A 24,675-nucleotide genomic window follows, 5' to 3' on the forward strand; every position below is an offset into this window, starting at 1 on the left:
CTGCGCGCTAACCGCGGCCCGCTGGTAATGGAAGTCAATGCATCGCCGGGGCTGGAAGGGGTGGAGACCACCACCGGCATCGATATTGCCGGAAAAATGATCGAGTGGATCGAGCGTCAGGCGCACCCTGGTTTTTGTCTGAAAATCGGCGGATAGCGCGCTTTCATGGTATGTGACACCTTTTTTGCGTAAGCTATGCGCTACTCTCGTACTGATACCGGGCTGCTGCCCGGTCATTTGTTTGTCTGGAATGTTTTACTTTACCGCATGAGGTCATAGGCAATATGGATTCTCTCGTCGTCCCGAGTCTGGATACGTTACGTCAGTGGCTCGACGAAATGGGCATGAGCTTTTTTGAGTGCGACACCTGTCAGGCGCTGCACCTGCCGCATATGCAAAATTTTGAAGGCGTCTTCGATGCCAAAATTGATCTCATTGATAACGTCGTGCTTTTCTCGGCGCTGGCTGAGGTCAAGCCATCCGCGCTGCTGGCGCTGGGGGCCGATCTCTCCGCTATTAACGCCAGTTCGCTGACGGTGAAGGCGTTTCTCGATATGCAGGATGATAATCTGCCAAAGCTGGTGGTTTGCCAGTCTTTATCCGTCGGCGTAGGGGTGACTTTCGAACAGTTCGCCGCGTTCGCGACGCAGAGCGAAGAGCAGGTGTCGATGGTGATCCTCGAGGCAAACGCGCATCAGCTGCTCTATAAGCCGGAAGACGAAGAGCAGCCGCCGGAAGATATTCAATACCATTTTCTTCACTAATCATCCCCGTGAATTAACGCAGTCACTGCCATAGTGGCTGCGTATTACCTGCTTTTATTCTGCGTTTAACCTATTTTTAAAGATTCATTCACTACCTGATTGCCCCTTTTGGCTTATCAGATAGAGTGATCTTGCATAAAAAATTGATAAAAGGCGTTTTTTACACTGACCTATAGCCTCCGGTGCGGGCTACAGTTATTCTTGCGACATATCGATGCCCCCCCTATTTATTGCTGGCAATTCCCTTTGTTGGCGAGGTTCTTGCATTGATAAAGCGAGCAATGACTGCAGGGGAGCCCGGTCTCTTCTCTTTCATGCAGTACGAAAAAATATGCATGATTTCTGCATACTCTAAATTGCGTATATTTGGCCCGTTTGTTAACGGGCGATAAGAAGGATAAGAGATATGGCCGCCTTAAATAAAAAATGGTTAACAGGTCTGGTGACAGGGGCGCTGATGGTCGCCTCGGCAAGCGTGCTCGCTGCGGAACAAAAAACGCTGCATATCTATAACTGGTCTGACTATATCGCGCCGGACACCGTAGCGAATTTTGAAAAAGAGACCGGGATTAAAGTTGTCTATGACGTGTTTGATTCCAACGAAGTGCTGGAAGGCAAACTGATGGCGGGCAGCACCGGTTTTGACCTGGTGGTGCCGTCGGCAAGCTTCCTGGAGCGTCAGCTCACCGCCGGTGTGTTCCAGCCGCTGGATAAGAGCAAACTGCCAAACTGGAAAAACCTCGACCCCGACGTGCTGAAGCTGGTGGCTAAACACGACCCGGACAACAAATACGCGATGCCTTACCTGTGGGCGACGACCGGTATCGGCTATAACGTCGACAAAGTCAAAGCCGTACTGGGCAAAGATGTGCCGCTGAACAGCTGGGATCTGGTGATGAAGCCGGAAAACCTGGAGAAGCTGAAAAGCTGCGGCGTCTCTTTCCTCGATGCACCAGAAGAAATCTTCGCGACCGTGCTTAACTACTTAGGCAAAGATCCGAACAGCACCAAGGCTGATGACTACACCGGCCCGGCGACCGATCTGCTGCTGAAACTGCGTCCTAACATTCGCTACTTCCACTCTTCTCAGTACATTAACGACCTGGCGAACGGCGATATCTGCGTCGCTATCGGCTGGGCCGGTGATGTGTGGCAGGCGGCAAATCGCGCGAAAGAAGCGAAAAATGGCGTGAATGTTTCCTACTTCATTCCGAAAGAGGGCGCACTGGCATTCTTTGATGTCTTTGCGATGCCAGCCGATGCGAAGAATAAAGACGAAGCCTACCAGTTCCTTAACTATCTGATGCGTCCGGATGTGATTGCTCATATCAGCGATCACGTGTTCTATGCGAATGGCAACAAAGCGTCAACGCCGTTGGTGAGCGCTGAAATTCGTGACAACCCGGCAATTTATCCGCCAGCGGATGTCTTCTCCAAGCTGTTTACGCTGAAGGTCCAGGATCCAAAAATCGACCGCGTAAGAACGCGTGCGTGGACCAAAGTGAAAAGCGGGAAATAATTCATTCACCCATTATGTGATGAATATGCACCGGGGCAGTGCATCTGCCCCAATCTGGACACCGGTTCTACGGTCGGTGTCCAGAGGTTGATATGACAACCGGGTCATATCGATATTTGTATTTTGCCGGAGAGCACCAGATTGAACGACGCTATTCCCCGCCCACAGGCGAAAACCCGCAAAGCGCTTACCCCGCTGCTGGAAATCCGTAACCTGACCAAATCTTTCGACGGCCAGCACGCCGTAGACGACGTTAACCTCACCATTTATAAAGGCGAAATTTTTGCGCTGCTGGGCGCTTCCGGCTGTGGTAAATCAACCCTGCTGCGTATGCTGGCGGGCTTTGAGCAGCCTACCGCTGGGCAGATTATGCTGGACGGCGTCGACCTGGCGCACGTGCCGCCTTATCTGCGCCCGATTAACATGATGTTCCAGTCCTATGCGCTTTTCCCGCATATGACGGTGGAGCAGAATATCGCTTTCGGTCTCAAGCAGGACAAACTGCCGAAAGCGGAAATTACCGCCCGCGTTGCTGAAATGCTGGCGCTGGTGCATATGCAGGAATTTGCCAAGCGTAAACCGCATCAGCTTTCCGGCGGCCAGCGTCAGCGCGTGGCGCTGGCCCGCAGTTTGGCGAAACGGCCTAAGCTGCTACTGCTGGATGAGCCAATGGGCGCGCTGGACAAAAAGCTGCGCGACCGTATGCAGCTGGAAGTGGTCGATATTCTGGAGCGCGTCGGCGTGACCTGCGTGATGGTGACCCATGACCAGGAAGAGGCGATGACGATGGCCGGGCGTATCGCCATTATGAACCGCGGTAAGTTTGTGCAGATTGGCGAGCCGGAAGAGATTTACGAGCACCCAACCACACGCTACAGCGCTGAGTTTATCGGCTCGGTCAACGTCTTCGAGGGGCTGCTGAAGTCGCGCGAGGACGATGGTCTGGTGATTGACTCTCCGGGGCTGGTTCACCCGCTGAAAGTGGATCCGGATGCCTCGGTTGTCGACAATGTGCCGGTGTACGTTGCGCTACGACCGGAAAAAATCATGCTCTGCGAAGAGCCGCCTGCGGACGGTTATAACTTTGCCGTCGGCGAAGTGGTGCATATTGCCTATCTGGGCGATCTCTCCATTTACCACGTGCGGCTCCAGAGCGGGCAGATGATCAGCGCCCAGTTGCAGAACGCCCATCGCTACCAGAAAGGATTACCCACCTGGGGTGACGAGGTGCGTCTGTGCTGGGATGCCGATAGCTGCGTGGTGTTGACGGTTTAAGGAGGGGGCTATGAGTACGTTTGAACCACCGGCCCGCCCGCGTAAACCGGGCGGCTTCGTGCTGTGGCTGGCGCGCATCAATATGAAACACGGGCGCAAGCTGGTTATCGCTATGCCGTACGTGTGGCTGATTTTGTTGTTCCTGCTGCCATTCCTGATTGTTTTTAAAATCAGCCTGGCGGAGATGGCGCGCGCGATCCCGCCGTATACCGAACTGATGGAGTGGGCCGACGGTCAGCTCACCGTTGCGCTGAACTTCGGTAACTTCCTGCAGCTTACCGACGATCCGCTTTACTTTGAGGCTTATCTGCAATCATTGCAGGTGGCGGGGATCTCGACTCTCTGCTGTTTGCTGCTCGGCTACCCATTGGCGTGGGCGGTGGCGCACAGTAAACCGTCAACGCGAAATATTTTGCTGCTGCTGGTGATTCTGCCGTCATGGACCTCGTTCTTAATCCGCGTTTATGCGTGGATGGGGATCCTGAAAAATAACGGCATTCTGAATAACTTTCTGATGTGGTTAGGCGTTATCGATCAGCCGCTGACGATTTTGCACACCAACCTGGCGGTTTATATTGGCATTGTGTACGCCTATCTGCCGTTTATGGTGCTGCCAATCTATACCGCGCTGACTCGCATCGACTATTCGCTGGTGGAAGCCTCTCTGGATCTGGGCGCTCGCCCGCTGAAAACCTTCTTCAGCGTGATTGTGCCGCTCACCAAAGGCGGGATTATTGCCGGGTCGATGCTGGTATTTATCCCGGCGGTTGGGGAGTTTGTGATTCCGGAACTGCTGGGTGGCCCGGACAGCATTATGATCGGCCGCGTGCTGTGGCAGGAGTTCTTTAACAACCGCGACTGGCCGGTAGCCTCGGCGGTGGCGATTGTCATGCTGTTGCTGCTGATCGTGCCGATCATGTGGTTCCATAAACATCAGCAAAAACAGATGGGAGACCACGGATGAACAACCTGCCTGTCGTAAGATCGCCGTGGCGCATTCTGATCCTGGTGATTGGCTTTACCTTCCTCTATGCACCGATGCTGATGCTGGTGGTCTATTCGTTTAACAGCTCGAAGCTGGTCACCGTCTGGGCGGGTTGGTCGACGCGCTGGTACGGCGAGCTGTTCCGCGACGATGCAATGATGAGCGCCGTGGGGCTCAGCCTGACAATTGCGGCCTGTGCGGCAACCATGGCGGCCATCCTCGGTACTATTGCCGCCGTGGTGATGGTGCGCTTTGGCCGTTTCCGCGGGTCCACTGGCTTTGCCTTTATGATAACGGCGCCGCTGGTTATGCCGGATGTCATCACCGGGCTGTCGCTACTGCTGCTGTTCGTCGCACTGGGTCACGCGATTGGCTGGCCTGCCGACCGTGGCATGCTGACCATCTGGCTGGCGCATGTGACCTTCTGTACGGCTTACGTGGCGGTGGTGATCTCCTCGCGCCTGCGTGAACTTGACCGTTCGATTGAAGAGGCGGCGATGGATCTCGGCGCAACGCCGTTGAAGGTCTTTTTCATCATTACGCTGCCGATGATCATGCCCGCCGTGGTCTCTGGCTGGCTGCTTGCCTTCACGCTGTCGCTCGACGATCTGGTGATTGCTAGCTTTGTCTCGGGCCCGGGTGCGACAACGCTGCCGATGCTGGTCTTCTCCAGCGTGCGTATGGGGGTGAATCCGGAGATTAACGCGCTGGCAACGCTTATCCTCGGCGTGGTCGGAATTGTCGGATTTATCGCCTGGTATCTGATGGCGCGCGCAGAAAAACAACGGGTACGCGATATCCAGCGTGCAAGACGCGGATAATCCTCTTAAAATCGATACGGATATGCAGTCGATGCCGCGAGCGTTCGCGGCATCGTTTTCATGGAAGGCAATACATTGGATCTGTTTACTCGAAGCCGTTCGCATGCTCGTCTGAATGTCCCTGCTGTGGTGCAGGTGGCGGCGCTCGCCATTATTTTAATCCGCTGTCTCGACCTGATTATGATAATCAACCTGCTCGGGCTACACGGCATTGGCGAGTTTATTCATCGCAGCGTACAAACCTGGACGCTGACGCTGGTTTTTCTCAGTAGCCTGGTGCTGGTTTTTGTTGAGATAGGCTGTGCGTTTTCGCTGGTAAAAGGGCGTAACTGGGCGCGCTGGGTCTATCTGTTGACGCAGGTGATTGCTGCCAGCTATCTGTGGGCCGCATCCTTGGGTTATGGTTATCCCGAGCTGTTCAGCATCGCGGGCGAATCAAAGCGGGAGATTTTCCGCTCGCTGGTCATGCAAAAAATGCCGGACTTGCTGGTTTTATGCCTGCTTTTTGTGCCCGCAGCCTCCCGACGATTTTTCCGCTTACAATAACGGTGATACAATCCACGCCCCCGATTTTCTCAAGGTCTTTCTATGCAGTGCGCACTTTATGATGCCCATCGTTGCCGTTCCTGTCAGTGGATTGAGCAGCCGATAGCCGAGCAGCTTACGGCCAAAATGGCCGATCTCCAGAGTTTGCTGGCGGATTTTTCCGTTAACGCCTGGTGCGCACCGGTATCCGGCCCGGAACAGGGTTTTCGTAATAAAGCCAAAATGGTGGTCAGCGGTAGCGTAGAACGCCCGCTGCTCGGCATGCTGCACCGCGACGGTACGCCGGAAGACTTAACCGACTGCCCGCTGTATCCCGATGCGTTTGCTCCGGTCTTTGCTGCGCTGAAGCCGTTTATTGCCCGCGCGGGTTTAACGCCTTATAACGTGGCGCGCAAGCGCGGCGAGCTTAAATATCTGCTGCTTACCGAAAGCCAGCTGGACGGCGGTATGATGCTGCGTTTCGTTCTGCGCTCACAAGCCAAGCTGGACCAGCTTCGCGCGGCGCTGCCGTGGCTACAGGCGCAGCTGCCGCAGTTAAAGGTGATTACCGCCAATATCCAGCCGGTACATATGGCGATTATGGAAGGCGAGCAGGAAATTTTCTTTACTGAGCAGCAGGCGCTGGCGGAGAGTTTTAACGACGTGCCGCTGTGGATCCGCCCGCAGAGCTTCTTCCAGACCAACCCGACGGTGGCGAGCGCGCTGTACGCTACCGCGCGCGACTGGGTGAGGGCGCTACCGGTTAACCATATGTGGGATCTGTTCTGCGGCGTGGGTGGCTTTGGTTTGCACTGTGCCACGCCGGAAATGACGCTGACCGGCATTGAAATTGCGCCGGAAGCTATCGCCTGTGCTAAACAGTCGGCGGCGGCGCTGGGCCTGGAAAAGCTTCATTTCCAGGCGCTGGACTCGACCCAGTTTGCTACCGCTCAGGCTGATATTCCTCAACTGGTGCTGGTTAATCCACCGCGTCGCGGCATTGGCAAGGCGCTGTGTGACTATTTAAGCGAGATGGCACCGGAATTCATTATCTATTCCAGCTGTAATGCGCAGACGATGGCGAAAGATTTTGCCCATCTGACAGGGTATCGCGTAGAGAAGGTGCAGCTGTTTGATATGTTCCCGCACACGGCACATTACGAGGTATTGACGTTGTTGGTGCGGAGATAGTCCCGGCGGCGCTTCGCTTGGCCGGGCTACGGATGAGCTTTATGTAGCCGGGCGAGCGTTAGCGACCCCGGGAACGGCTGATTACTCAGCAAACCACTTATCGTTAATCTTCTGATAGGTACCGTCAGCTTTAATCGCTTTCAGCGCGCCGTTCAGTTTTTCCAGCAGCGCTTTGTTGTCTGGACGTACCGCAATCCCCAGACCAATGCCGAAGTACTGTGGGTCGGTCACTTTCTCAGTGGCGGCACCCAGCTGCGGGTTGGTTTTCAGCCATTCGTTCACCACCGCGGTATCACCAAACACGCCGTCGATACGGCCATTTTTCAGGTCGATAATCGCGTTCTGGTAGCTGTCATAGGCCACGGTTTTCACTTCCGGGTGCTTATCCATCAGGTATTTCTGGTGGGTCGTGCCGTTTTCCATCCCGATACGTTTGCCCTTCAGATCGTCAAAGGTTTTGAACTCGCCTTTTTTGGCAATCACCAGCGCCGAGTTAGCATAGTAAGCATCGGTAAAGGCAACCTGTTTGCTACGCTCAGGAGTGATATCCATACCGGAGATAACCGCGTCGTATTTCTTAAATTTCAGCGCCGGGATCAGGCTATCGAACGCATGGTTGGTGAACGTACATTCAGCCTGCATCTGCTTACAGAGCGCGTTAGCGAGATCGATATCAAAGCCGACAATCTGGTTGTTGGCATCCATGGATTCAAACGGCGGGTAGGTGGCGGAAACGCCAAAGCTAATTTTATCTGCGGCCTGGGCGCCTGCGGCGACGGTGGCAAGTAAGGCGGCCAATACTAATTTTTTCATGGATGAGCTCCTGTCTGTCTCGCTTATTGGGTGCTGCCCTGCGTGTGGCATGGAGCTACAATGCCACTGCGTGAATTTATATGCAATATATTTGATTAAATATTTTATGATTTACAAAAAAAACGGATAGGCCAATGGCTTATCCATTTTACAAACATAGTTTATGCAGAAACTAGTCGCGACGCTCGAAGGCCAACGCTTTGCGCTCGATTAAACGCATCATCAGCGTCAGCAGGCCGTTAACGACCAGATAAACCAGCCCGGCAGCGCCGAAAACCATCACGTCGTAGGTGCGCCCGTAGAGCAGCTGACCGTGGCCCATGACTTCCATCAGCGTGATGGTGTAGGCCAGAGACGTACTCTTAAACACCAGCACCACTTCGTTGGAATAGGAAGAGAGCGCGCGTTTAAAGGCGTAGGGCAGCAGAATGGCCAGCGTATCTTTCTTACTCATCCCCAGCGCATTACAGGACTGCCACTGGCCTTCCGGAATGGCGCGAATGGCACCGAAGAACAGCTGAGTGGTGTAGGCGGCGCTGTTCAGCGACAGAGCAATCAGCGCGCACAGCCACGGCTCAGAGAGCAGGTGCCATAGAACCGGATAGTTCTGCAGCGTCGGGAACTGGCCCGGGCCGTAGTAGATGAGAAAGATCTGCACCAGCAGTGGCGTACCGGTGAACAGCGTAATGTAGCCGCGAACCACCCATACCAGCACCGGCGTTTTCAGCGTCAGGATGATGGTGAAAATCAGCGCAAGCACCAGCGCCACCAGGATGGAGGCCACGGTCAGCGTCAGGCTGGTGTGCAGCCCTTTCATCAGTTCCGGTAAATACTCGAGCATCAGCCTGGTCTCCGTTCAAAGCGAGTGGTACGCAGGTCAATGCGTTTGAGAATGTACTGGCTGAGTAGCGTAATCACCAGGTAGATAGCCGCCGCCACGATATACCAGGTAAACGGCTCCTGGGTGCGGGTGGCGATACTCTTGGTTTGCAGCATCAGATCGTTCACGCTAATCAGCGATACCAGCGCGGTATCTTTCAGCAGCACCAGCCACTGGTTGCCGAGGCCCGGCAGCGCGTGTCGCCACATCTGCGGCATAACCAGACGGAAGAAGATTGCGCTTTTCGACATCCCCAGCGCCTGGCCGGACTCCCACTGACCCGCTGGCACCGCTTTCAGCGCGCCGCGCAGTGTCTGCGAAGCGTAGGCGGAGTAGAGCAGGGAGAGGGCAATGACGCCGCACAGGAACGGGCTGACGTCGAAGTTTTCGATCTGCATCTGCACGGGAATCTGTACGAAACCGAGGTTGATATTAAAACCGTCGGACAGCGTCAGCAGCAGCTGCGAAGAGCCGAAGTAGATAAACAGCACCACCAGAATTTCCGGCAGGCCGCGCAGCACGGTAACCAGCGCGGAGCCGAGCCATGCGATAGGGCGCCATTTAACTGACTCCCATACCGCAAAGAACATCGCCAGCGCGAGGCCGATTATCAGCGCACAAACGGCAAGGCCGACAGTCATGCCGGCGGCGCTTGCTAAAGGAAACATTTCGTTCATCAAGTCTTACTTCTGGAACCATTTAGCGTAGATGGTTTCGTAAGTGCCATCTTTCTTCACTTTTTCCAGCGCAGCGTTGAATTTCTGCTGCAGCTCGGTGTTGCCCTGACGGACAGCAATACCCAGGCCGGTACCGAAGTAGCCTTTATCGGTCACTTTATCGCCGACGGCGGCCAGCTTGTCGTTGGCTTTCAGCCATTCGGTAACGACAGCGGTGTCACCAAAGACCGCATCAATACGCCCGTTTTGCAGATCTAGCTTGGCGTTCTGATAGCTGTCGTAAGGGACGGTAGTGATTTCCGGATGTTTATCCATGATGAATTTCTGGTGCGTGGTACCGTTCTGCACGCCGACTTTTTTGCCTTTCAGCTGGTCGATGCTGGTGAATTTACCCTTCACGCCAACGAACAACGCGGAGTTGTCGTAGTACGGAGTGGTGAACAGTACCTGCTTTTCACGCTCAGGGGTGATATCCATACCGGCCATGACCGCGTCAATACGACGGAATTTCAGGCTTGGGATCAGGCTATCGAAAGACTGGTTGCTGAAGGTACAGGTCGCGTCGATCTCTTTACAAAGGGCGTTAGCCAGATCCACATCGAAGCCGACGATCTTATTGTTGGCATCCATGGATTCAAACGGAGGGTAAGAAGCTTCGGTCGCGAAACGGATAGTTTGAGCGGCGGCAGCGGAGAGGCTGACGCTAGCAAGCAGCGCGGCAATCAGTACTTTTTTCATCGTCATTGTCCTGAATCTCAGTGAGAAAGATAACTTCTAAATGCATCAGTCTGTGGGCTGTTAAAGCAGCTTGCATCGCCTTGTTCGACGATATAACCGTTTTCCATGTACACCACGCGGCTGGCCGTTTTACGCGCCACTTCCACTTCGTGGGTGACGATAACCTGGGTAATGTTGGTTTCAGCCAGTTCATGAATGATGCTGACTATCTGGGCGGTGATTTCCGGGTCAAGGGCGGCGGTTGGTTCATCAAACAGCAGAACCTGCGGTTCCATCATCAGCGCACGTGCAATGGCTACGCGCTGCTGTTGGCCTCCGGAAAGGTGCAGCGGATAACGGTCGCTGAACGGCTTGAGGCGTAAACGCTCCAGCAGTTTTTCCGCACGCGCCATCGCCTGGTCTTTGCTCAAGCCCAGCACGCGGCACGGTGCTTCAATCAGGTTTTGTACTACCGTCAGGTGAGGCCAGAGATTGTACTGCTGGAAAACCATGCCCACGTTTTGACGCAGTTCGCGAATGGCTTTGTCTGACGGGGTCTTAGCAAAATCGAAGTGGTTACCCGCAATCGCCAGAGTACCGGATTTCGGCATTTCCAGCAGATTCAGCACGCGCAGGAGTGAGCTTTTACCTGCGCCACTTGGGCCAAGCAGTACCAGCGTTTCGCCCTCAGGGCATTGCAGCGTGATGTCGAACAGCGCTTGATGCGCGCCATAAAAGCAGTTAATGCCGTCTAATTTAATGCTCATTGATACCCGTCACGAATGTGTTGTTCTCGCCCTGGAAAGGCCAGGTGCATGCTCTGCTGTCGTTTTTGGATTTCTCCGCTGAAGGTATCAGCCCATAGAGAATTATCAGCAATTGAGGCCGCAAATAGTACCTTTGACAGAATAGTTATGCAATATTTGTGCGTTAAAACTTAAATATAAACCAACTTTTCTTTTAAAGTTAGCACAAAATAACGGTCGGGGTGGGCGCGGGGTATAAATGTCGGCATTCCACGGGGAATGCCAGACATTTTGCCGGGATAAGGCATTTGACAGAATTACGTTACAATTTATTAACGTTTTTCAAGAGATTGACGCAAAGTACCTGCCGGTGCGTGGGTATTGTTGCCAAGGTAGCGCACGTCATCAACGGCCCAGCAGTTGCCTTCGCGGATCATCAGCACTTCATCTTTCCAGCTCTGAGTCCCCTGTTTTAACTCAACGCGCAGCGGGATATTACGGGCGTCGGTATTCGGGATGGTCGATGCGCTAGCCACGTCAGCGCTGCCAGGCGTCGTTGCGCTGCTGGAGAACGGATTAGACTGTAGCAACGCACGTTTGTCGGGGTCCTGACTGCTATCGCTCAGTAGTTTCGCCAGACCGTCGCTCAGATAAGGGCGAAGGGCGGTGAAATCAGTGCTGCGGTGCTGTATCTGGTAGTCGTAAAACTTCTGAGCGACGGCGTCAGGACCGCCCTCTACGCACTGTCCCATACGGGTTCCGGTATCTTTGTAGGCCGGGGTTACGGTGGTACAGGCGCTTAATAGCAGTGCTGCGGGAAGAAGAAGTGCAAGGTTGGTGTAACGCATAGTGATTCCTTGTTAGCAGTCTCAACATTCATCGCCCATATGCCGCCATGCAGCGGGCGCGATTTATGTATACGATAATGGAGTATTCCCTTTTCAAGCATAGCGTATCGGTCCGATAATGCGTTTAGCGCAGAGAGCTAAGGCATTGAACGTTAACGAAGGAGCAGTCCATGCAATTTTCTACGACCCCCACCCTTGAAGGGCAACCGATTACTGAATACTGCGGCGTGGTCACCGGCGAGGCGATTTTAGGGGCCAATATTTTCCGCGATTTTTTTGCCGGCATTCGTGACATCGTTGGCGGCCGTTCTGGTGCTTATGAAAAAGAGCTGCGTTCGGCGCGAGAAATTGCGTTCAAGGAGATGGGCGAGCAGGCCAAAGCGCTGGGTGCCGATGCGGTGGTCGGGATTGATATTGATTATGAAACCGTCGGCAAAGACAGCAGCATGCTAATGGTGAGCGTAAGCGGTACGGCGGTCAAAACGCGCCGATGAAACGCTTACTCACCGTGGTGGTGCTGGCAATGGTGCTGGCGGGCTGTGCCGGAGAAGACAAAAAGGCCGTCGTTGAAAAGCAAAATTATGTGCTGGATACCAGCCAGTCATCGCCGCAGGCGTATCCGCGCGTTAAAGAGCTGGTGATTCATTACACGGCGGATGATTTTGACGTCTCGCTCGCGACGTTAATCGGCCAGCAGGTGAGCGTGCATTACCTGATTCCGGCAGTACCGCCGCTGTTGCACGGCAAGCCGAAAATCTGGCAACTGGTGCCCGAGTCGAAGCTCGCCTGGCATGCGGGCATCAGCTTCTGGCGCGGCGCAACGCGCATCAACGATACTTCTATCGGCATTGAGCTTGAGAACCGCGGCTGGCAGAAAGCCGACGGCGCCAAGTTCTTCACGCCGTTTGAACCGGCGCAGATTCAGGCGCTGGTGCCGCTGGCGAAAGATATCATCAAGCGCTACAACATTGAGCCGCAGAACGTGGTTGCTCACTCCGACATTGCGCCGCAGCGTAAAGACGATCCGGGGCCGCTGTTCCCCTGGAAGTCGCTGGCGCAGCAGGGGATTGGCGCATGGCCGGATGAAAATCGGGTGGCGTTCTACCTGAACGGGCGCTCACCTAACGCGCCGGTGGCGACGAATAATCTGCTCGACCTGCTGGCGCGATATGGTTATGAGGTGAAACCGGGGATGACCAGAATGCAGCAAATCAGGGTAATTGCCGCCTTCCAGATGCACTTCCGCCCGACGCGCTATGACGGCGTTGCCGACGCAGAAAGCCTGGCGATTGCTGAGGCGCTGTTGGAGAAATACGGCCAGGGCTAAGCCCTAGCGCGGCAGTTTGCCGTGATCTTCCAGCCAGGCGGCGGTACGCACAATACCGTCGTCTAATGAGACAATGGGTTCATAGCCCAGCTCTTCGCGGGCGCGGCTGATATCCAGCGTAAAATCGAAGTTCAGCTTTGATACGCCGTAGTGGGTGAGTGACGGCTCTTTCGCTTTTTTATCACCAAAGCGCTCCATGCTGCGGGCAATCATATCCAGCATTGGATAAGGGACTGAGCGGATGCGGCAGGGGATATCCAGTTCGTCAATCAAACGCTCTACGATGCTGCGCAGGGTGCGCGGTTCACCGTTGGTGATGTTGTAGGCGCGGCCGGAAGGCAGGTCGTCACAGCGCGGCTGGCTGGCGAGCCACATGGCGTGAACCGCATTCTCGTAGTAGGTCATATCCACCATCGCATGGCCGCCGCGCGGCAACAGCACGCTGCCGTAGTGGTGCATCATCTGCGCCAGACGCGGAATAAACACTTTATCGTGGGGACCAAAGACGCTCTGTGGACGAAGAATAGTGAAGCGGGTATTCGGGTTGGCCTGTGCCAGCAGCTGGATCACCTCTTCGCTTGCCGCTTTGCTGCGGGCAAACTCGTTGGCGAAACGGTGAGGGCGGAAATCTTCGGTAATATCGCGATGGTGATGGTAATCAAAGTACAGCGACGGTGAAGAGATGTGAATGAAGTTGCGTACGCCCCACGCGACGGCCCATTCGCCAAGACGGCGGGTGGCACGAACGTTGGCTAAGTCGAAGGCGGCCTGGGTGCCCCACGGTGAGGTGAAGCTGGAGCAGTGCCACAGCGTGTCAACGCCCGCCAGCATCACTTTTGCCTGGGAGGAAACCAGTTCAGTCAGGTCAGCATGGACGAACTCCGCGCCCATTTTCTCCAGCAGTTTGCCCATCGCTTCGTTGCGACCGCTCGCTCTGACGCTGATGCCTCTGCTACGCAGATATTCAACCGCGTTTCTGCCTAACCCGCTGGTGGCGCCGGTGACCAGTACCTTCATAATCATCCACAGTATTAAAAAAGAGTTTCGTGCGCATTCTTCCGTTTATTTCACTTGTATGCAATGGGAAACTAAGACGAAAAAGGGTTATTGCGCACTTTTTCCTGTCGCTTCTTCTGCCAGACGGGTAATACGCCGCGCCATTCCCCGGAAGATAAACAGATGCGCCGGGATCATCAACAGCCAGTAGAGTAATCCTGGCATACCGTGCGGATGCCACCAGGCGCGTACGTCAAGTTCACGATGTGTGCCTTTATCGACCATGGTAAAGCTTAGACGACCGAGGCCGGGTGCTTTCATGCCAAAGAGTAAAGTGAGCGCTTTTTCAGGTTCTACGATGATAACCTTCCAGCTGTCGACGGTATCACCCACCTGCAGCATCGCTCGTTCCGGGCGGCCTTTGGCGAGCCGGTGTCCGACCAGCAGGTCCATCGCCGCGCGCGTTTTCCACAGCACGTTTCCGAAGAAGTAGCCCTCTTTACCGCCCAGACGGTTTACCACCTGCCACAGCGCAGAAAGGCTTGCCGATGTTTGAACCGTAAAACCGGCCTGCTTGGCAAAAAAACCGTACTCGGGCCGCCAGCGCGCAAAAGCCTGCGCGTCGTAGCCCCAGTCGCTGGAGTTGGCGAGCTTTTTTTCTTCTTCCAGTGTGCGACGAACCGCTTCATCGAAGGGGATCAGTTGCTGAGGGATCAACGCGCGTAGCGTGCGATCGTCCGCGAGCAGATCGTGTTTCAGTCCCTGGATCAGCGCTTTGGCGATCGTGGGCGGCACGGACGTAATCACATTTAAGAACCATACCGAGATCCAACTAGTGGGTAGCGGAATGGGGATCAGCGGCCGATGGCGACCGCTGACCGCCATGAAATGTTCAAACTGCTGCTGATAGGTCAGTTCTTCCGGGCCTGCGGCTTCAAACACGCGGTGTTCTGGTGACGGATGGTTTAACAGTTCGACCAGGTAGAACAGCAAGTTTTCCAGTGCGATAGGGGTCGTGCGTGAACGCACCCAGCGCGGTGGGGTGAGCACCGGTAGGTTATAGACCATGTCGCGCATCACCTCAAAAGCGGCAGAGCCCGCGCCGACGATGATCCCGGCCCGAAGTTCGCTGACAGGGACTTCTGCGCTGCGCAGAATATCCGCCGTGAGCTGGCGAGCGCGCAGGTGTGGCGACTGTTCATGCTCCGGTGCTTGTAGCGAGCTTAAGAAGATCAGCTGTTTTACCGGGGTTATTAGCAGCGCGTCGCGTACGTTTTCCGCCACGCGGCGCTCGTGCTTAATAAAGTCCTTACTCTCGCCCATACCGTGCACCAGGTAGTAGACGGTATCGACGCCGTTGAGCAGTCGTGCGACATCGGTGGTTTTTTCCAGGTCGACCGAATAGCAGGTCACGCCCGGAAGCTGTAGCTTTTGTAGCCGCTCAATGCGACGTGCCACCGCCCGCACGGTATACCCGCGCTGGCTTAATTCAGACACCAGGTGCTGGCCGATATAGCCGCTGGCACCAAAAACCAGAATAGTACGTGGCACGTCAGCCTCCTTAACGGGCTAAAAAGGCTTTCCAGTGTGAGACAACGTCTTCGAGCTGCTGACGATTAACGTCCAGATGAGTGACCAGGCGCACGACAGGCGAGGCGTTAAGCAATACGCCGCGTGCTTTCATAAACTCGCCCAGCGCTGCGGCGTGAGCGTCGCCGACACGCACAAACAGCATGTTGGTGTCGTGGCGCATAACATCTGCGCCAATTTCACGCAGCTGCTCGGCAAGCCATGCCGCGTTGTCGTGGTCGTCTTGCAGGCGCGCAACGTTATTTTTCAGCGCATACAGCCCGGCGGCTGCCAGAATACCTGCCTGACGCATACCGCCGCCGGTCATTTTGCGCCAGCGGTTAGCACGTTTGATGTAGTCATGGTTGCCGACCAGCAGTGAACCGACCGGCGTGCCGAGGCCTTTTGAAAGACAAATGGTGAAAGAATCGCAGTATTGGGCAATGTCTTTCAGCTCGCAGCCGTAGCTGACCAGGGCGTTGAAGATACGTGCGCCGTCTACGTGAAGGGCCAGGCCACGCTCGCGGGTAAATTCCCACGCCTCTTTCAGGTAGGCCTGCGGCAGCACTTTACCGTTGTGGGTGTTTTCGATGCTCAGGAGTTTGGTACGCGCAAAGTGGATATCGTCGGCTTTGATTTTTGCCGCGACTTTATCGAGCGGCAGCGTACCGTCTGAAGCGGCATCAATCGGCTGCGGCTGAATGCTACCCAGCACCGCCGCGCCGCCTGCCTCGTAGAGATAGTTATGTGCACCCTGGCCGACGATATACTCTTCGCCGCGCTCGCAATGGCTTAGCAGGGCAACCAGGTTGGCCTGGGTGCCGGTAGGGAGAAACAGCGCCGCCTCTTTGCCCGAAAGCTCGGCGGCGTATTGTTGAAGGGCGTTAACGGTAGGGTCGTCGCCATAAACGTCGTCACCGACCGGCGCGGCCATCATCTCTTCCAGCATGGCGCGCGTCGGGCGGGTTACGGTATCACTGCGTAGGTCGATCACGGCATTTCCTTTTTAACTCAGAATAATGCCTCCATTTTTACCTGAGCCAGTTGGTTTTCGCCAGTTCGATTACTTCATCCCCGCGTCCGTTAATGATGGCACGCAGCATATACAGACTGAAACCTTTGGCCTGCTCAAGTTTAACCTGCGGTGGAATTGCCAGTTCTTCTTTCGCGACAACCACATCGACCAGCACCGGGCCATCGATGCTGAAGGCGCGTTGCAGGGCGGCATCGACGTCAGCGGATTTCTCGACGCGAATACCGGTTATCCCGCAGGCTTCAGCAATGCGGGCAAAGTTGGTATCGCCAAGCTCCGTACCGTCGGTGAGGTAACCGCCGGCTTTCATCTCCATCGCCACAAAGCCCAGTATGCTGTTGTTAAAGACCACAATTTTCACCGGCAGCTTCATTTGCACGACCGAGAGGAAATCGCCCATCAGCATGCTGAAACCGCCATCGCCGCACATCGCCACGACCTGACGTCCGGGTTCAGTAGCTTGCGCGCCTAGCGCCTGCGGCATCGCGTTAGCCATGGAGCCGTGGTTAAACGACCCGAGAAGGCGGCGTTTGCCGTTCATTTGCAGGTAGCGCGCGGCCCATACGGTTGGCGTGCCCACGTCGCAGGTGAAGATGGCATCTTCAGCGGCAAAGTGGCTGATTTGCTGCGCCAGATACTGCGGGTGGATGACCTTATCGCTCGGCTTGGCTAAATCGTCTAATCCTTTGCGCGCGCTGTGATAGTGCTCCAGCGCTTTATCGAGGAAGCTACGATCGCTTTTGTCTTCTAACAGCGGCAGCAGCGCCGCCAGCGTGGCTTTCACATCACCCACTAGCGCCATATCCACTTTGCTGTGCGCGCCGATGCTGGCCGGGTTAATGTCTATCTGGATGATGGTGCTTTCGGTCGGGTAGAACGGGCGGTAGGGGAACTGGGTACCGAGCAGGATCAGCGTGTCGGCGTTCATCATGGCGTGGAAACCGGATGAGAAACCGATAAGCCCGGTCATGCCGACATCATACGGGTTGTCATATTCCACGTGCTCTTTGCCACGCAGCGCGTGAACGATAGGGGACTTGAGCTTACCGGCAAATGCGGTCAGCTCTTCATGCGCTCCCGCACAACCGCTGCCGCACAGCAGGGTAATATTACGCGAAGACTTGAGCTTCTCGGCCAGTTTATCCAGCTCGCTTTGTGGCGGTGTGACGATAGGATGAGGCGCTGGGTACCAGTTTGTGCTGGCGCTTTCTGGCGCGGCCTTCAGCGCGACATCGCCAGGCAGAACCACCACAGACACGCCGCGGTTCAGCACCGCTTTGCGCATCGCAATGGCCAGCACCTGCGGGATTTGTTCCGGCGTAGACACCAGTTCACAGTAGTGGCTGCATTCGCGGAACAGCTCCTGTGGATGGGTTTCCTGGAAGTAGCCGCTGCCGATTTCACTCGACGGAATATGCGCGGCAATGGCAAGCACCGGTACGTGGTTGCGGTGGCAGTCAAAAAGTCCGTTGATGAGGTGCAGGTTTCCCGGCCCGCAGGAACCGGCACATACAGCCAGTTCGCCGGTGAGCTGTGCCTCCGCGCCAGCGGCGAAAGCGGCCACCTCTTCATGTCGTGTCGGCATCCACTCAATGGTGCCCATTCGGTTCAGGCTGTCACTAAGGCCGTTGAGCGAATCGCCCGTCACGCCCCAGATTCGTTTCACTCCTGCTTGTTCTAATGTTTTCGCAATGTAGTTGGCTACGGTTTGTTTCATGGTTTTCCATCTCCGGAATTGTGATACCGGTTACAAGTTTAGATGAAACTCGTCGTTTCGCTGGAAATATACCCTTATTTTCAGCGGGTATATTTAGTAAATGAGAAGCAGTACCGTAGATGTTCTACAGGGATAAACAGGGAAAAATTCAAATGATTATAAAATTGCTCCAGGCAGTAAACCGCGCGTTGTCGCACGAAGATTTCGGCAAATTATTACTGCGTTTTGTCGTGGGGGGGCTGATGCTGTTCCACGGGCTGCACAAGCTGTTTGGCGGGGTTGATGGCATCAGCGCCATGCTGGTGGCAAAAGGGCTGCCGGGCTTTATCGCCTATGGCGTGCTGGTGGGTGAGGTGGTGGCGCCTATCTTGCTGATCCTCGGCGTGTTGACGCGCCCGGCGGCGCTGGTCTTAGCGTTTACCATGGTGGTCGCATGGCTGATGGTAGGGTTGGGTGAGACCGGCGCCCTGGATAAAACCGGTGCATGGGCAATTGAGAGCCTGGTGTACTTCTTCGTTGCGGCGCTGGCAATTGCGTTTCTCGGTGCGGGGAAATATGCGCTGGGCGGGAAGTCAGCCTGGCAGTAGCCGCTCTTTAAAAACATCATGTAGAGGCGAGTTCGCTCGCCTCTGTCTAAAAAACAACGTTAATCATCTTCATCACGCAACCACCGTTTCTTCCGCCGTCTGACCGCATGTTGCATCAGCGCATTGCTCATTGCTGCGCCAATCTCCGCGCTGACCACCAGGCCCTGAATAAACGGACGGTCGTGCATTAACCACGGCAGCCCACCGAAGGCAATGCGCCCACGGGCATCCTCCGGCGCTTGCAGCGTATAATCTTCGCCGATATCCGGGATATCATCGCCACAGGCGAGAAGCTGATTGCGCAATGTGGGGAAAGGGATATCTTTGCTTTTCAATGCCTTCTGCCCACGAGCATCAATAAACACATCAAATTCATGGCGCTGGTTGTCGTGAGAAATAACCGTCTTGCCCCGATCATTCTTGCGTTCATAATCTGCCCCTAACGCCACTATCTCAATCAGCCCGGCATCGTGCAGCGCCAGCACCCGACGAATGGACTCAGAAGGAATGGCAGCATAGTTATCGATGAACACCCGCGACAGTCCGTGTTTGAACCGTGCGCGGTCAGTCTCATCGAGATACGGCACGATATCTTCGATAACCTCATGCAGCCGCAGCAGGGTATAGCGCCATGCCACGGTGTGCTGCTGCTGTTTGTTGCGCTCAACTTCCAGCAGGTTAAGCCTCGCCCAGTCAAATGGATCGTAGTGAATGCGGTCGGCAAAACAGGCGTCGGAGAACGTATCGGCGGTGAGCGCTTCGAGGCATATTTGCTCGCTCCATTGCGGAGCCGCTTCCTGCAATTGCTTCACGATAAGTTCAAAGATGCGGTCCAGGAGTCCGTTTTGACCTTGTGCAATAGTGCGCTCAATGGCGTCTACGGTGGCGATAGTCAGCGGCTCATAGGGAAGAGGACAGTAAAAATCAGCCTCTGGCAGCACACCGGTGCGAGACATCAGGGTCAGCTTCAGGTTTTGGCTGCCCGGTTTGCGTGTAAAGCGAATTGCGCCATCCGTATCGGTAATGAAGCTTCCATGTTGGCACACCACGGCGACCGCCGCGTCGATAGCGCTTAGGGAGGTGCCCAGAATGCCCACCCGACAGGCATTAATTTGTGCGTCCATCAGGCCGGTCCAAGGGCTAGGGAAATATTGACGTGGCGACGGACTCGTTCCAGGCCACAGATGGCCGGTGGCGACGGCGGCAAAATCGACATCAACGGGCTGCGATGAGTGGTTTATCCACAGTGAGACCCCTTCCGGGTTTGCACGTAGATCGGTGACTTCGCTGGATTCATTTACGGAAACCTCAAAGCCCAATCCCTGAGCCTTGTCGACAAGGGCTAAAAAGCGATCGTGATAATAGTCGCCGAGGATCACGCGCGGCAAAAACTGTCGCTCGTGAAGAGCGGTACGTTCTACGCCAAATTGCGCGAGGTAGTCATCGCTTTGGTTTTGTAGCCACGTCAGATAGGTGATTTCAATGGGGGGGATCTCAATACTGGCGATGTTTGCCAGCATATGTTCAGAGTTGTTTTCGTTGTTGTAGGGCATACCGACGCCCGCCTGTTCGGCTTTCTCATAGAGCAGTACTGCCAGCGGTTCACCACGTTCTACCAGCGCATGAAAGGTGTAGATCCCGGTGGGGCCGACGCCGACGATGGCGACTTTTTTCATGTGGCTCCTTTTTGAAACGCTTGACAGAGGGTCGGGGGTATTGACTCGTTTGTGAATAATTTATATCTGCTTCATGCACACATTGCAGACAATCTCCTCAATATACACAACACGCAAATCACTATCCTTTTCTCGCAAGCAAAAAAAAGCCATCCGTTTTTACCGGATGGCTTTTTTACATCATAGCGCAGTTTACGCCAGTACCAGATCGCCCTGCGGATGACAGGAGCACGCCAGCACGTAACCATCGGCGATTTCCGCCTCGGTTAACGTCATGGTGCTGGTGACCGTATACTCGCCGGAAACCACTTTGGTTTTGCAGCAGCCGCAAACACCCGCGCGGCATGCAGCCACTACCGGCACTTTGTTGCTTTCCAGCGCGTCCAGCAGCGTGGTGCCCACCGGCGCGTAGAACTCTTTTGCCGGTTGCAGCTTGGTGAACTTCAGGCCACTCGTTGCAGCATCAGCCACCGGGGTGAAGAATTTCTCTTTAAAGAAGCGCGTCACGCCAAGCGCCTTCACCTCTTTCTCGACCATATCCATGTATGGCGCAGGGCCACAGGTCATCACGGTACGAGAGGTGAGGTCCGGTACGCTTTTCAGCAGTTCGGTGCTCAGACGGCCAGAAACGAAGCCGTGCGTGGCGTTGTTTTCTGCAACCAGCGTGACCGGATACTGCCGCCATTCCTCGGCAAAAATCACATCCTGCGGTGAGCGCACGTTAAAAATAACCTGCACATCGACCTCTGGACGGTACTTCGCCAACCAGCGGCGCATCGACATAATCGGCGTAACGCCGCAGCCGGCGGCCAGCATCAGGAATTTGTCGTCGGCTTTATCTTCACAGGTAAATTCACCCATTGCATCGGACAGCCAGATATAGTCGCCGCGCTTCACGTCGCGGGTCAGCCACTGTGAACCGGCACCGTCGTCAATACGGCGGACGGTCAGCGTAATGTACTCGCTGACGCCCGGAGTCGAAGAGAGGGTGTAGGCACGCAGCGTATCTGCTGAGTTGCGCACGCTGACCAGTGCGTACTGCCCGGCGTGGTAAGGATAATAATCGTGACAGAGCAACGAAATTGTCCAGACGTCCGGCGTTTCCTGATGGATATGGTGAACCTGCATCCGCCACGGGCACTGATTTGTTGGCATGGTCATTCTGTACTCCTTACGCGCTCAGCAGCTGCTTCATATCTTCTTCAACGGTGGTCACGGAACGAAGACCGAACTTCTCGTTGAGCACTGCCAGCAGGTCCGGCGTGAAGAAGCCTGGTGCGGTTGGGCCAGTGACGATGTTTTTCACGCCCAGAGAGAGCAGGGTCAGCAGAATAACAATCGCTTTCTGTTCGAACCAGGAGAGCACCAGAGACAGCGGCAGGTCGTTCACGCCGCAGCCCAGTTTTTCTGCCAGCGTGACCGCCAGGATGATGGCTGAGTAAGCATCGTTACACTGACCAGCATCGACCAGACGCGGCAGGCCTTCGATATCGCCAAACTCCAGCTTGTTGAAACGGTATTTACCGCACGCCAGGGTCAGGATCAGGCAGTCGTCCGGTACGCTGGTGGCGAAATCGGTGAAGTAGTTACGTTCACCGCGTGCGCCGTCGCAGCCGCCGACCAGGAAGATGTGGCGCAGTTTTTCGCGGCTCACCAGGTCAATCAGGGTATCCGCAGCGCCCAGCAGGGTCTGACGGCCAAAACCGACGGTGATAAGGTGCGGGATTTCGCTGTATGGGAAGCCTGCCATCTGCTGCGCCTGAGCGATAACCGGACCGAAGTTGTCGCCTTCGAGGTGGCTCACGCCTGGCCAACCGACGATGCTACGGGTCCAGATACGGTCGTCGTAGGCGCCCACGGTTGGGTCGATGATGCAGTTAGAGGTCATCACGATTGGGCCAGGGAAACGGGCGAATTCTACCTGCTGGTTCTGCCAGCCGCTGCCGTAGTTACCGATCAGATGTTTGAACTTACGCAGCTCAGGGTAGCCGTGTGCTGGCAGCATTTCACCGTGGGTATAGACGTTAACGCCGGTGCCTTCGGTTTGTTCCAGCAGGTTGTAGAGATCTTTGAGATCGTGGCCGGAGATCAGGATGCATTTGCCTTCGGTCGCTTTCACGTTGACCTGAGTTGGCGTTGGGTGACCGTATTTGGTGGTTTCACCCGCGTCCAGAATGCTCATCACTTTGAAGTTCATCTGGCCGATTTCCATTGAGCACTCCAGCAGAGCGTTCATGTCGGAAGGCCAGGTACCCAGCCACGCCATAATTTTGTGGTACTGCGCGTAGATGTCGTTGTCGTACTGGCCGAGTACGTGGGCGTGCTCCATATAGGCAGCCGCACCTTTCAGGCCGTACAGGCACAGCAGACGCAGGCCCATAATATTTTCGCCGATAGCGGCTTTATCTTTGTTTGGCGTGAACTCAGCGGCCTGCTGCTGCAGGGCACCCAGATCGTCGCTCGCCAGCTGCAGGTCGGCCATTGGGTTATCAACGGTGGCGTTGGCGTCTACGGCCAGGCACTGCGCTTTCAGCGCTTCACGCAGGGCGATCGCTTCACGGGCATAGCCGACAATGCGCGGGGAATCGAAGTTAACGTTAGTCAAGGTAGAGAAGAACGCGCGCGGGGCGAAGTTATCGACATCGTGGCTGATGATGCCGTATTCGCGGGCTTTAATCGCCCATGCGGATAGACCCTGCAGGGCCGCAATCAGCAAATCCTGCAGATCGGATGTTTCAGCGGTCTTACCGCACATACCCTGTGCATAAGAGCAGCCGTTCCCTGCCGGAGTACGGATGGTTTGTTCACATTGCACACAAAACATGGTCACACCTTTTAAAGTTATATTTAATATACATGTTTAAGGGTAAGCCTGGTGCTAAGCCTTGAAAAGGCATTTTTGGTGCAACTTACAGGGAGGTTGATTTAGCGCAATTTTGGCGGCAGCGAGCGCTACCGCCATAGAGGTATCAGGCGGTGAAGAAGGCCATCATCAGAGGAACCAGCAGGCTCAGCAGGAAGCCGTGGACGATGGCGGGAGGCACCATTTCGACGCCGCCAGAGCGCTGCAGCACCGGCAGGGTAAAGTCCATTGAGGTTGCGCCGCAAAGCCCCAGCGCGGTGGAGCGGCTTCGGCGAACCAATCCTGGAATTAACATGATGGCGAGTAGTTCGCGCGCCAAATCGTTAAAGAAGGTGGCGCTGCCGATGACCGGGCCATAAGCATCAGTCAGAAGAATACCTGAAAGCGAATACCAGCCGAATCCGGACGCCATCGCCATCCCGGTTTTAATCGGTAACCCGAGCAGAAAAGCGTTAATCACTCCGGCTACCATCGAACTGGCGACGACAACCAGCGCAATGACCATGCCGCGGCGGTTGAGAATTATCTGCCGTAATGTCATACCACTATTTCTTAGCTGAATACCTACAAGGAACAGCAGGAAGATAAGGGTATATTCGCTGGCATCGGTCGCGTGCTGTAAAAAAGAGAATCCGCTGAGCCCAACCGCAAAACCGGCAATAACCACAAAGCATAGCTTTAATGATTCCAGCGCCATGGCTAAACGCGATGGTAATTTTTCCTGGTGGTGAGGATGTCCCCAGGGCAGGGCTTTTTCAAGCCAGAAAAGCGCCAGCGTATTGCACAATAAAATAACCACAATACTAATAGCAGAATAGTGGAAAATGGCTAACAGGTTGTCGGCCAGATTATCCAGGAATGCCAGGCTGATCCCCATGAAAAAGAGAATAAGGTAAACAATCCAGCTCAGCAGACGGTTGATTATTTGCAGTGCGCTGCGATGGGTAAGGGGGATGAGGTAACCGATAATTAGCGGCACCAGAATGATTAGCAATCCCGATAACATGACTGACTCAGTTCCTTGCAGTTTTGAAATAGCGCACAGACACTACCGAAAACCCCATTCTGAGTAAAGCCACGAAAAAAGAAAGACCCGGCAGAGCGGGTCTTTGTAGGCCGGATCAGGCAACGCCGCCATCCGGCAAT

General features: G+C 55.1%; 24 protein-coding genes and 1 pseudogene. 11 read left to right on the forward strand and 14 right to left on the reverse strand.

Annotated elements, in window-relative coordinates; genetic code table 11:
- The 8 genes and pseudogenes from GKAS_RS12625 to rlmC form a co-directional block, all read left to right on the forward strand.
- Positions 1 to 156 (forward strand): annotated as a pseudogene (locus tag GKAS_RS12625) (30S ribosomal protein S6--L-glutamate ligase); the annotation flags it as partial.
- Between the two features lie 128 nt (positions 157 to 284).
- Positions 285 to 764, forward strand: coding sequence for a type III secretion system chaperone family protein (locus GKAS_RS12630; RefSeq protein WP_035894648.1), 480 nt, complete (start codon positions 285 to 287; stop codon positions 762 to 764).
- 406 nt (positions 765 to 1,170) lie between these two features.
- Positions 1,171 to 2,283 carry a spermidine/putrescine ABC transporter substrate-binding protein PotF gene (potF, locus tag GKAS_RS12635; RefSeq protein WP_035894649.1) on the forward strand — a complete coding sequence of 371 codons (1,113 nt, stop codon included), beginning with the start codon at positions 1,171 to 1,173 and terminating at the stop codon, positions 2,281 to 2,283.
- 141 nt (positions 2,284 to 2,424) lie between these two features.
- Complete coding sequence (gene potG / locus GKAS_RS12640; RefSeq protein WP_156105150.1) at positions 2,425 to 3,558, forward strand: putrescine ABC transporter ATP-binding subunit PotG; 1,134 nt, start codon at positions 2,425 to 2,427, stop codon at positions 3,556 to 3,558.
- A gap of 10 nt (positions 3,559 to 3,568) precedes the next feature.
- Entirely contained in the window at positions 3,569 to 4,522 is a 954-nt protein-coding gene (gene potH / locus GKAS_RS12645) for a putrescine ABC transporter permease PotH (protein ID WP_035894651.1), read from the forward strand.
- On the forward strand, positions 4,519 to 5,364 hold the full coding sequence (gene potI, locus GKAS_RS12650) for a putrescine ABC transporter permease PotI (protein WP_035894653.1): 846 nt from the start codon (positions 4,519 to 4,521) through the stop codon (positions 5,362 to 5,364). Before potH ends, potI begins: the two co-directional genes overlap by 4 nt.
- A gap of 60 nt (positions 5,365 to 5,424) precedes the next feature.
- Positions 5,425 to 5,910 (forward strand): YbjO family protein, encoded by a 486-nt coding sequence (locus GKAS_RS12655; protein ID WP_035894654.1) that lies wholly within the window; start codon positions 5,425 to 5,427, stop codon positions 5,908 to 5,910.
- Positions 5,911 to 5,952: 42 nt separating this feature from the next.
- A complete protein-coding gene (gene rlmC / locus GKAS_RS12660) occupies positions 5,953 to 7,080 on the forward strand; it encodes a 23S rRNA (uracil(747)-C(5))-methyltransferase RlmC (RefSeq protein ID WP_035894655.1) in 1,128 nt (375 codons plus the stop codon).
- A gap of 81 nt (positions 7,081 to 7,161) precedes the next feature.
- Here rlmC and artJ read toward each other — a convergent pair whose 3' ends face one another.
- The 6 genes from artJ to GKAS_RS12690 all read right to left on the reverse strand — a co-directional run bounded on the left by artJ (position 7,162) and on the right by GKAS_RS12690 (position 11,761).
- Positions 7,162 to 7,893: an arginine ABC transporter substrate-binding protein ArtJ gene (gene artJ / locus GKAS_RS12665; protein ID WP_035894656.1), complete on the reverse strand. Its 732-nt coding sequence runs from the start codon at positions 7,891 to 7,893 to the stop codon at positions 7,162 to 7,164.
- Between the two features lie 172 nt (positions 7,894 to 8,065).
- Positions 8,066 to 8,734, reverse strand: coding sequence for an arginine ABC transporter permease ArtM (gene artM / locus GKAS_RS12670; RefSeq protein WP_035894657.1), 669 nt, complete (start codon positions 8,732 to 8,734; stop codon positions 8,066 to 8,068).
- Positions 8,734 to 9,450 carry an arginine ABC transporter permease ArtQ gene (gene artQ / locus GKAS_RS12675; protein ID WP_035894658.1) on the reverse strand — a complete coding sequence of 239 codons (717 nt, stop codon included), beginning with the start codon at positions 9,448 to 9,450 and terminating at the stop codon, positions 8,734 to 8,736. Before artQ ends, artM begins: the two co-directional genes overlap by 1 nt.
- 6 nt (positions 9,451 to 9,456) lie before the next feature.
- Positions 9,457 to 10,188, reverse strand: coding sequence for an arginine ABC transporter substrate-binding protein ArtI (gene artI / locus GKAS_RS12680; RefSeq protein ID WP_035894660.1), 732 nt, complete (start codon positions 10,186 to 10,188; stop codon positions 9,457 to 9,459).
- A 17-nt stretch (positions 10,189 to 10,205) separates the two neighbouring features.
- Positions 10,206 to 10,934 carry an arginine ABC transporter ATP-binding protein ArtP gene (gene artP / locus GKAS_RS12685; protein WP_035894661.1) on the reverse strand — a complete coding sequence of 243 codons (729 nt, stop codon included), beginning with the start codon at positions 10,932 to 10,934 and terminating at the stop codon, positions 10,206 to 10,208.
- Between the two features lie 311 nt (positions 10,935 to 11,245).
- The gene (locus GKAS_RS12690; RefSeq protein ID WP_035894662.1) at positions 11,246 to 11,761 is read right to left on the reverse strand and encodes a lipoprotein; all 516 of its coding nucleotides are present in this window, start codon (positions 11,759 to 11,761) and stop codon (positions 11,246 to 11,248) included.
- A 170-nt stretch (positions 11,762 to 11,931) separates the two neighbouring features.
- On the opposite strand from GKAS_RS12690, the gene GKAS_RS12695 reads away from it, so the two are divergent.
- A complete protein-coding gene (locus GKAS_RS12695; protein ID WP_035894663.1) occupies positions 11,932 to 12,255 on the forward strand; it encodes a heavy metal-binding domain-containing protein in 324 nt (107 codons plus the stop codon).
- The gene (locus tag GKAS_RS12700) at positions 12,252 to 13,088 is read left to right on the forward strand and encodes an N-acetylmuramoyl-L-alanine amidase (RefSeq protein WP_035894664.1); all 837 of its coding nucleotides are present in this window, start codon (positions 12,252 to 12,254) and stop codon (positions 13,086 to 13,088) included. Before GKAS_RS12695 ends, GKAS_RS12700 begins: the two co-directional genes overlap by 4 nt.
- A gap of 3 nt (positions 13,089 to 13,091) precedes the next feature.
- Here the strand turns inward: GKAS_RS12700 and GKAS_RS12705 are convergent, their stop codons facing one another.
- The 4 genes from GKAS_RS12705 to poxB all read right to left on the reverse strand — a co-directional run bounded on the left by GKAS_RS12705 (position 13,092) and on the right by poxB (position 18,403).
- Entirely contained in the window at positions 13,092 to 14,105 is a 1,014-nt protein-coding gene (locus GKAS_RS12705; RefSeq protein WP_035894678.1) for an NAD-dependent epimerase/dehydratase family protein, read from the reverse strand.
- Positions 14,106 to 14,192: 87 nt separating this feature from the next.
- Positions 14,193 to 15,635 carry a DUF2867 domain-containing protein gene (locus GKAS_RS12710; protein WP_035894665.1) on the reverse strand — a complete coding sequence of 481 codons (1,443 nt, stop codon included), beginning with the start codon at positions 15,633 to 15,635 and terminating at the stop codon, positions 14,193 to 14,195.
- Between the two features lie 10 nt (positions 15,636 to 15,645).
- Positions 15,646 to 16,647, reverse strand: a complete 1,002-nt coding sequence (ltaE, locus tag GKAS_RS12715) for a low-specificity L-threonine aldolase (protein WP_035894666.1) — start codon at positions 16,645 to 16,647, stop codon at positions 15,646 to 15,648.
- 37 nt (positions 16,648 to 16,684) lie between these two features.
- Positions 16,685 to 18,403, reverse strand: coding sequence for a ubiquinone-dependent pyruvate dehydrogenase (gene poxB, locus GKAS_RS12720; RefSeq protein ID WP_035894667.1), 1,719 nt, complete (start codon positions 18,401 to 18,403; stop codon positions 16,685 to 16,687).
- 152 nt (positions 18,404 to 18,555) lie between these two features.
- On the opposite strand from poxB, the gene GKAS_RS12725 reads away from it, so the two are divergent.
- A complete protein-coding gene (locus GKAS_RS12725; RefSeq protein WP_035894668.1) occupies positions 18,556 to 18,990 on the forward strand; it encodes a DoxX family protein in 435 nt (144 codons plus the stop codon).
- Between the two features lie 59 nt (positions 18,991 to 19,049).
- On the opposite strand, the gene GKAS_RS12730 is transcribed toward GKAS_RS12725, so the two are convergent.
- The 4 genes from GKAS_RS12730 to GKAS_RS12745 form a co-directional block, all read right to left on the reverse strand.
- A complete protein-coding gene (locus tag GKAS_RS12730) occupies positions 19,050 to 20,666 on the reverse strand; it encodes an FAD-NAD(P)-binding protein (protein ID WP_035894669.1) in 1,617 nt (538 codons plus the stop codon).
- 192 nt (positions 20,667 to 20,858) lie between these two features.
- Positions 20,859 to 21,827 carry an NADH oxidoreductase gene (gene hcr / locus GKAS_RS12735; protein ID WP_035894670.1) on the reverse strand — a complete coding sequence of 323 codons (969 nt, stop codon included), beginning with the start codon at positions 21,825 to 21,827 and terminating at the stop codon, positions 20,859 to 20,861.
- Positions 21,828 to 21,837: 10 nt separating this feature from the next.
- Positions 21,838 to 23,490, reverse strand: a complete 1,653-nt coding sequence (gene hcp / locus GKAS_RS12740; protein ID WP_035894671.1) for a hydroxylamine reductase — start codon at positions 23,488 to 23,490, stop codon at positions 21,838 to 21,840.
- Between the two features lie 145 nt (positions 23,491 to 23,635).
- Positions 23,636 to 24,535: a LysO family transporter gene (locus GKAS_RS12745; RefSeq protein ID WP_035894673.1), complete on the reverse strand. Its 900-nt coding sequence runs from the start codon at positions 24,533 to 24,535 to the stop codon at positions 23,636 to 23,638.
- Between the last annotated feature and the right edge of the window lie 140 nt (positions 24,536 to 24,675).

This window comes from Kluyvera ascorbata ATCC 33433 (genome assembly GCF_000735365.1).
In the GTDB taxonomy this organism is placed as follows: domain Bacteria; phylum Pseudomonadota; class Gammaproteobacteria; order Enterobacterales; family Enterobacteriaceae; genus Kluyvera; species Kluyvera ascorbata.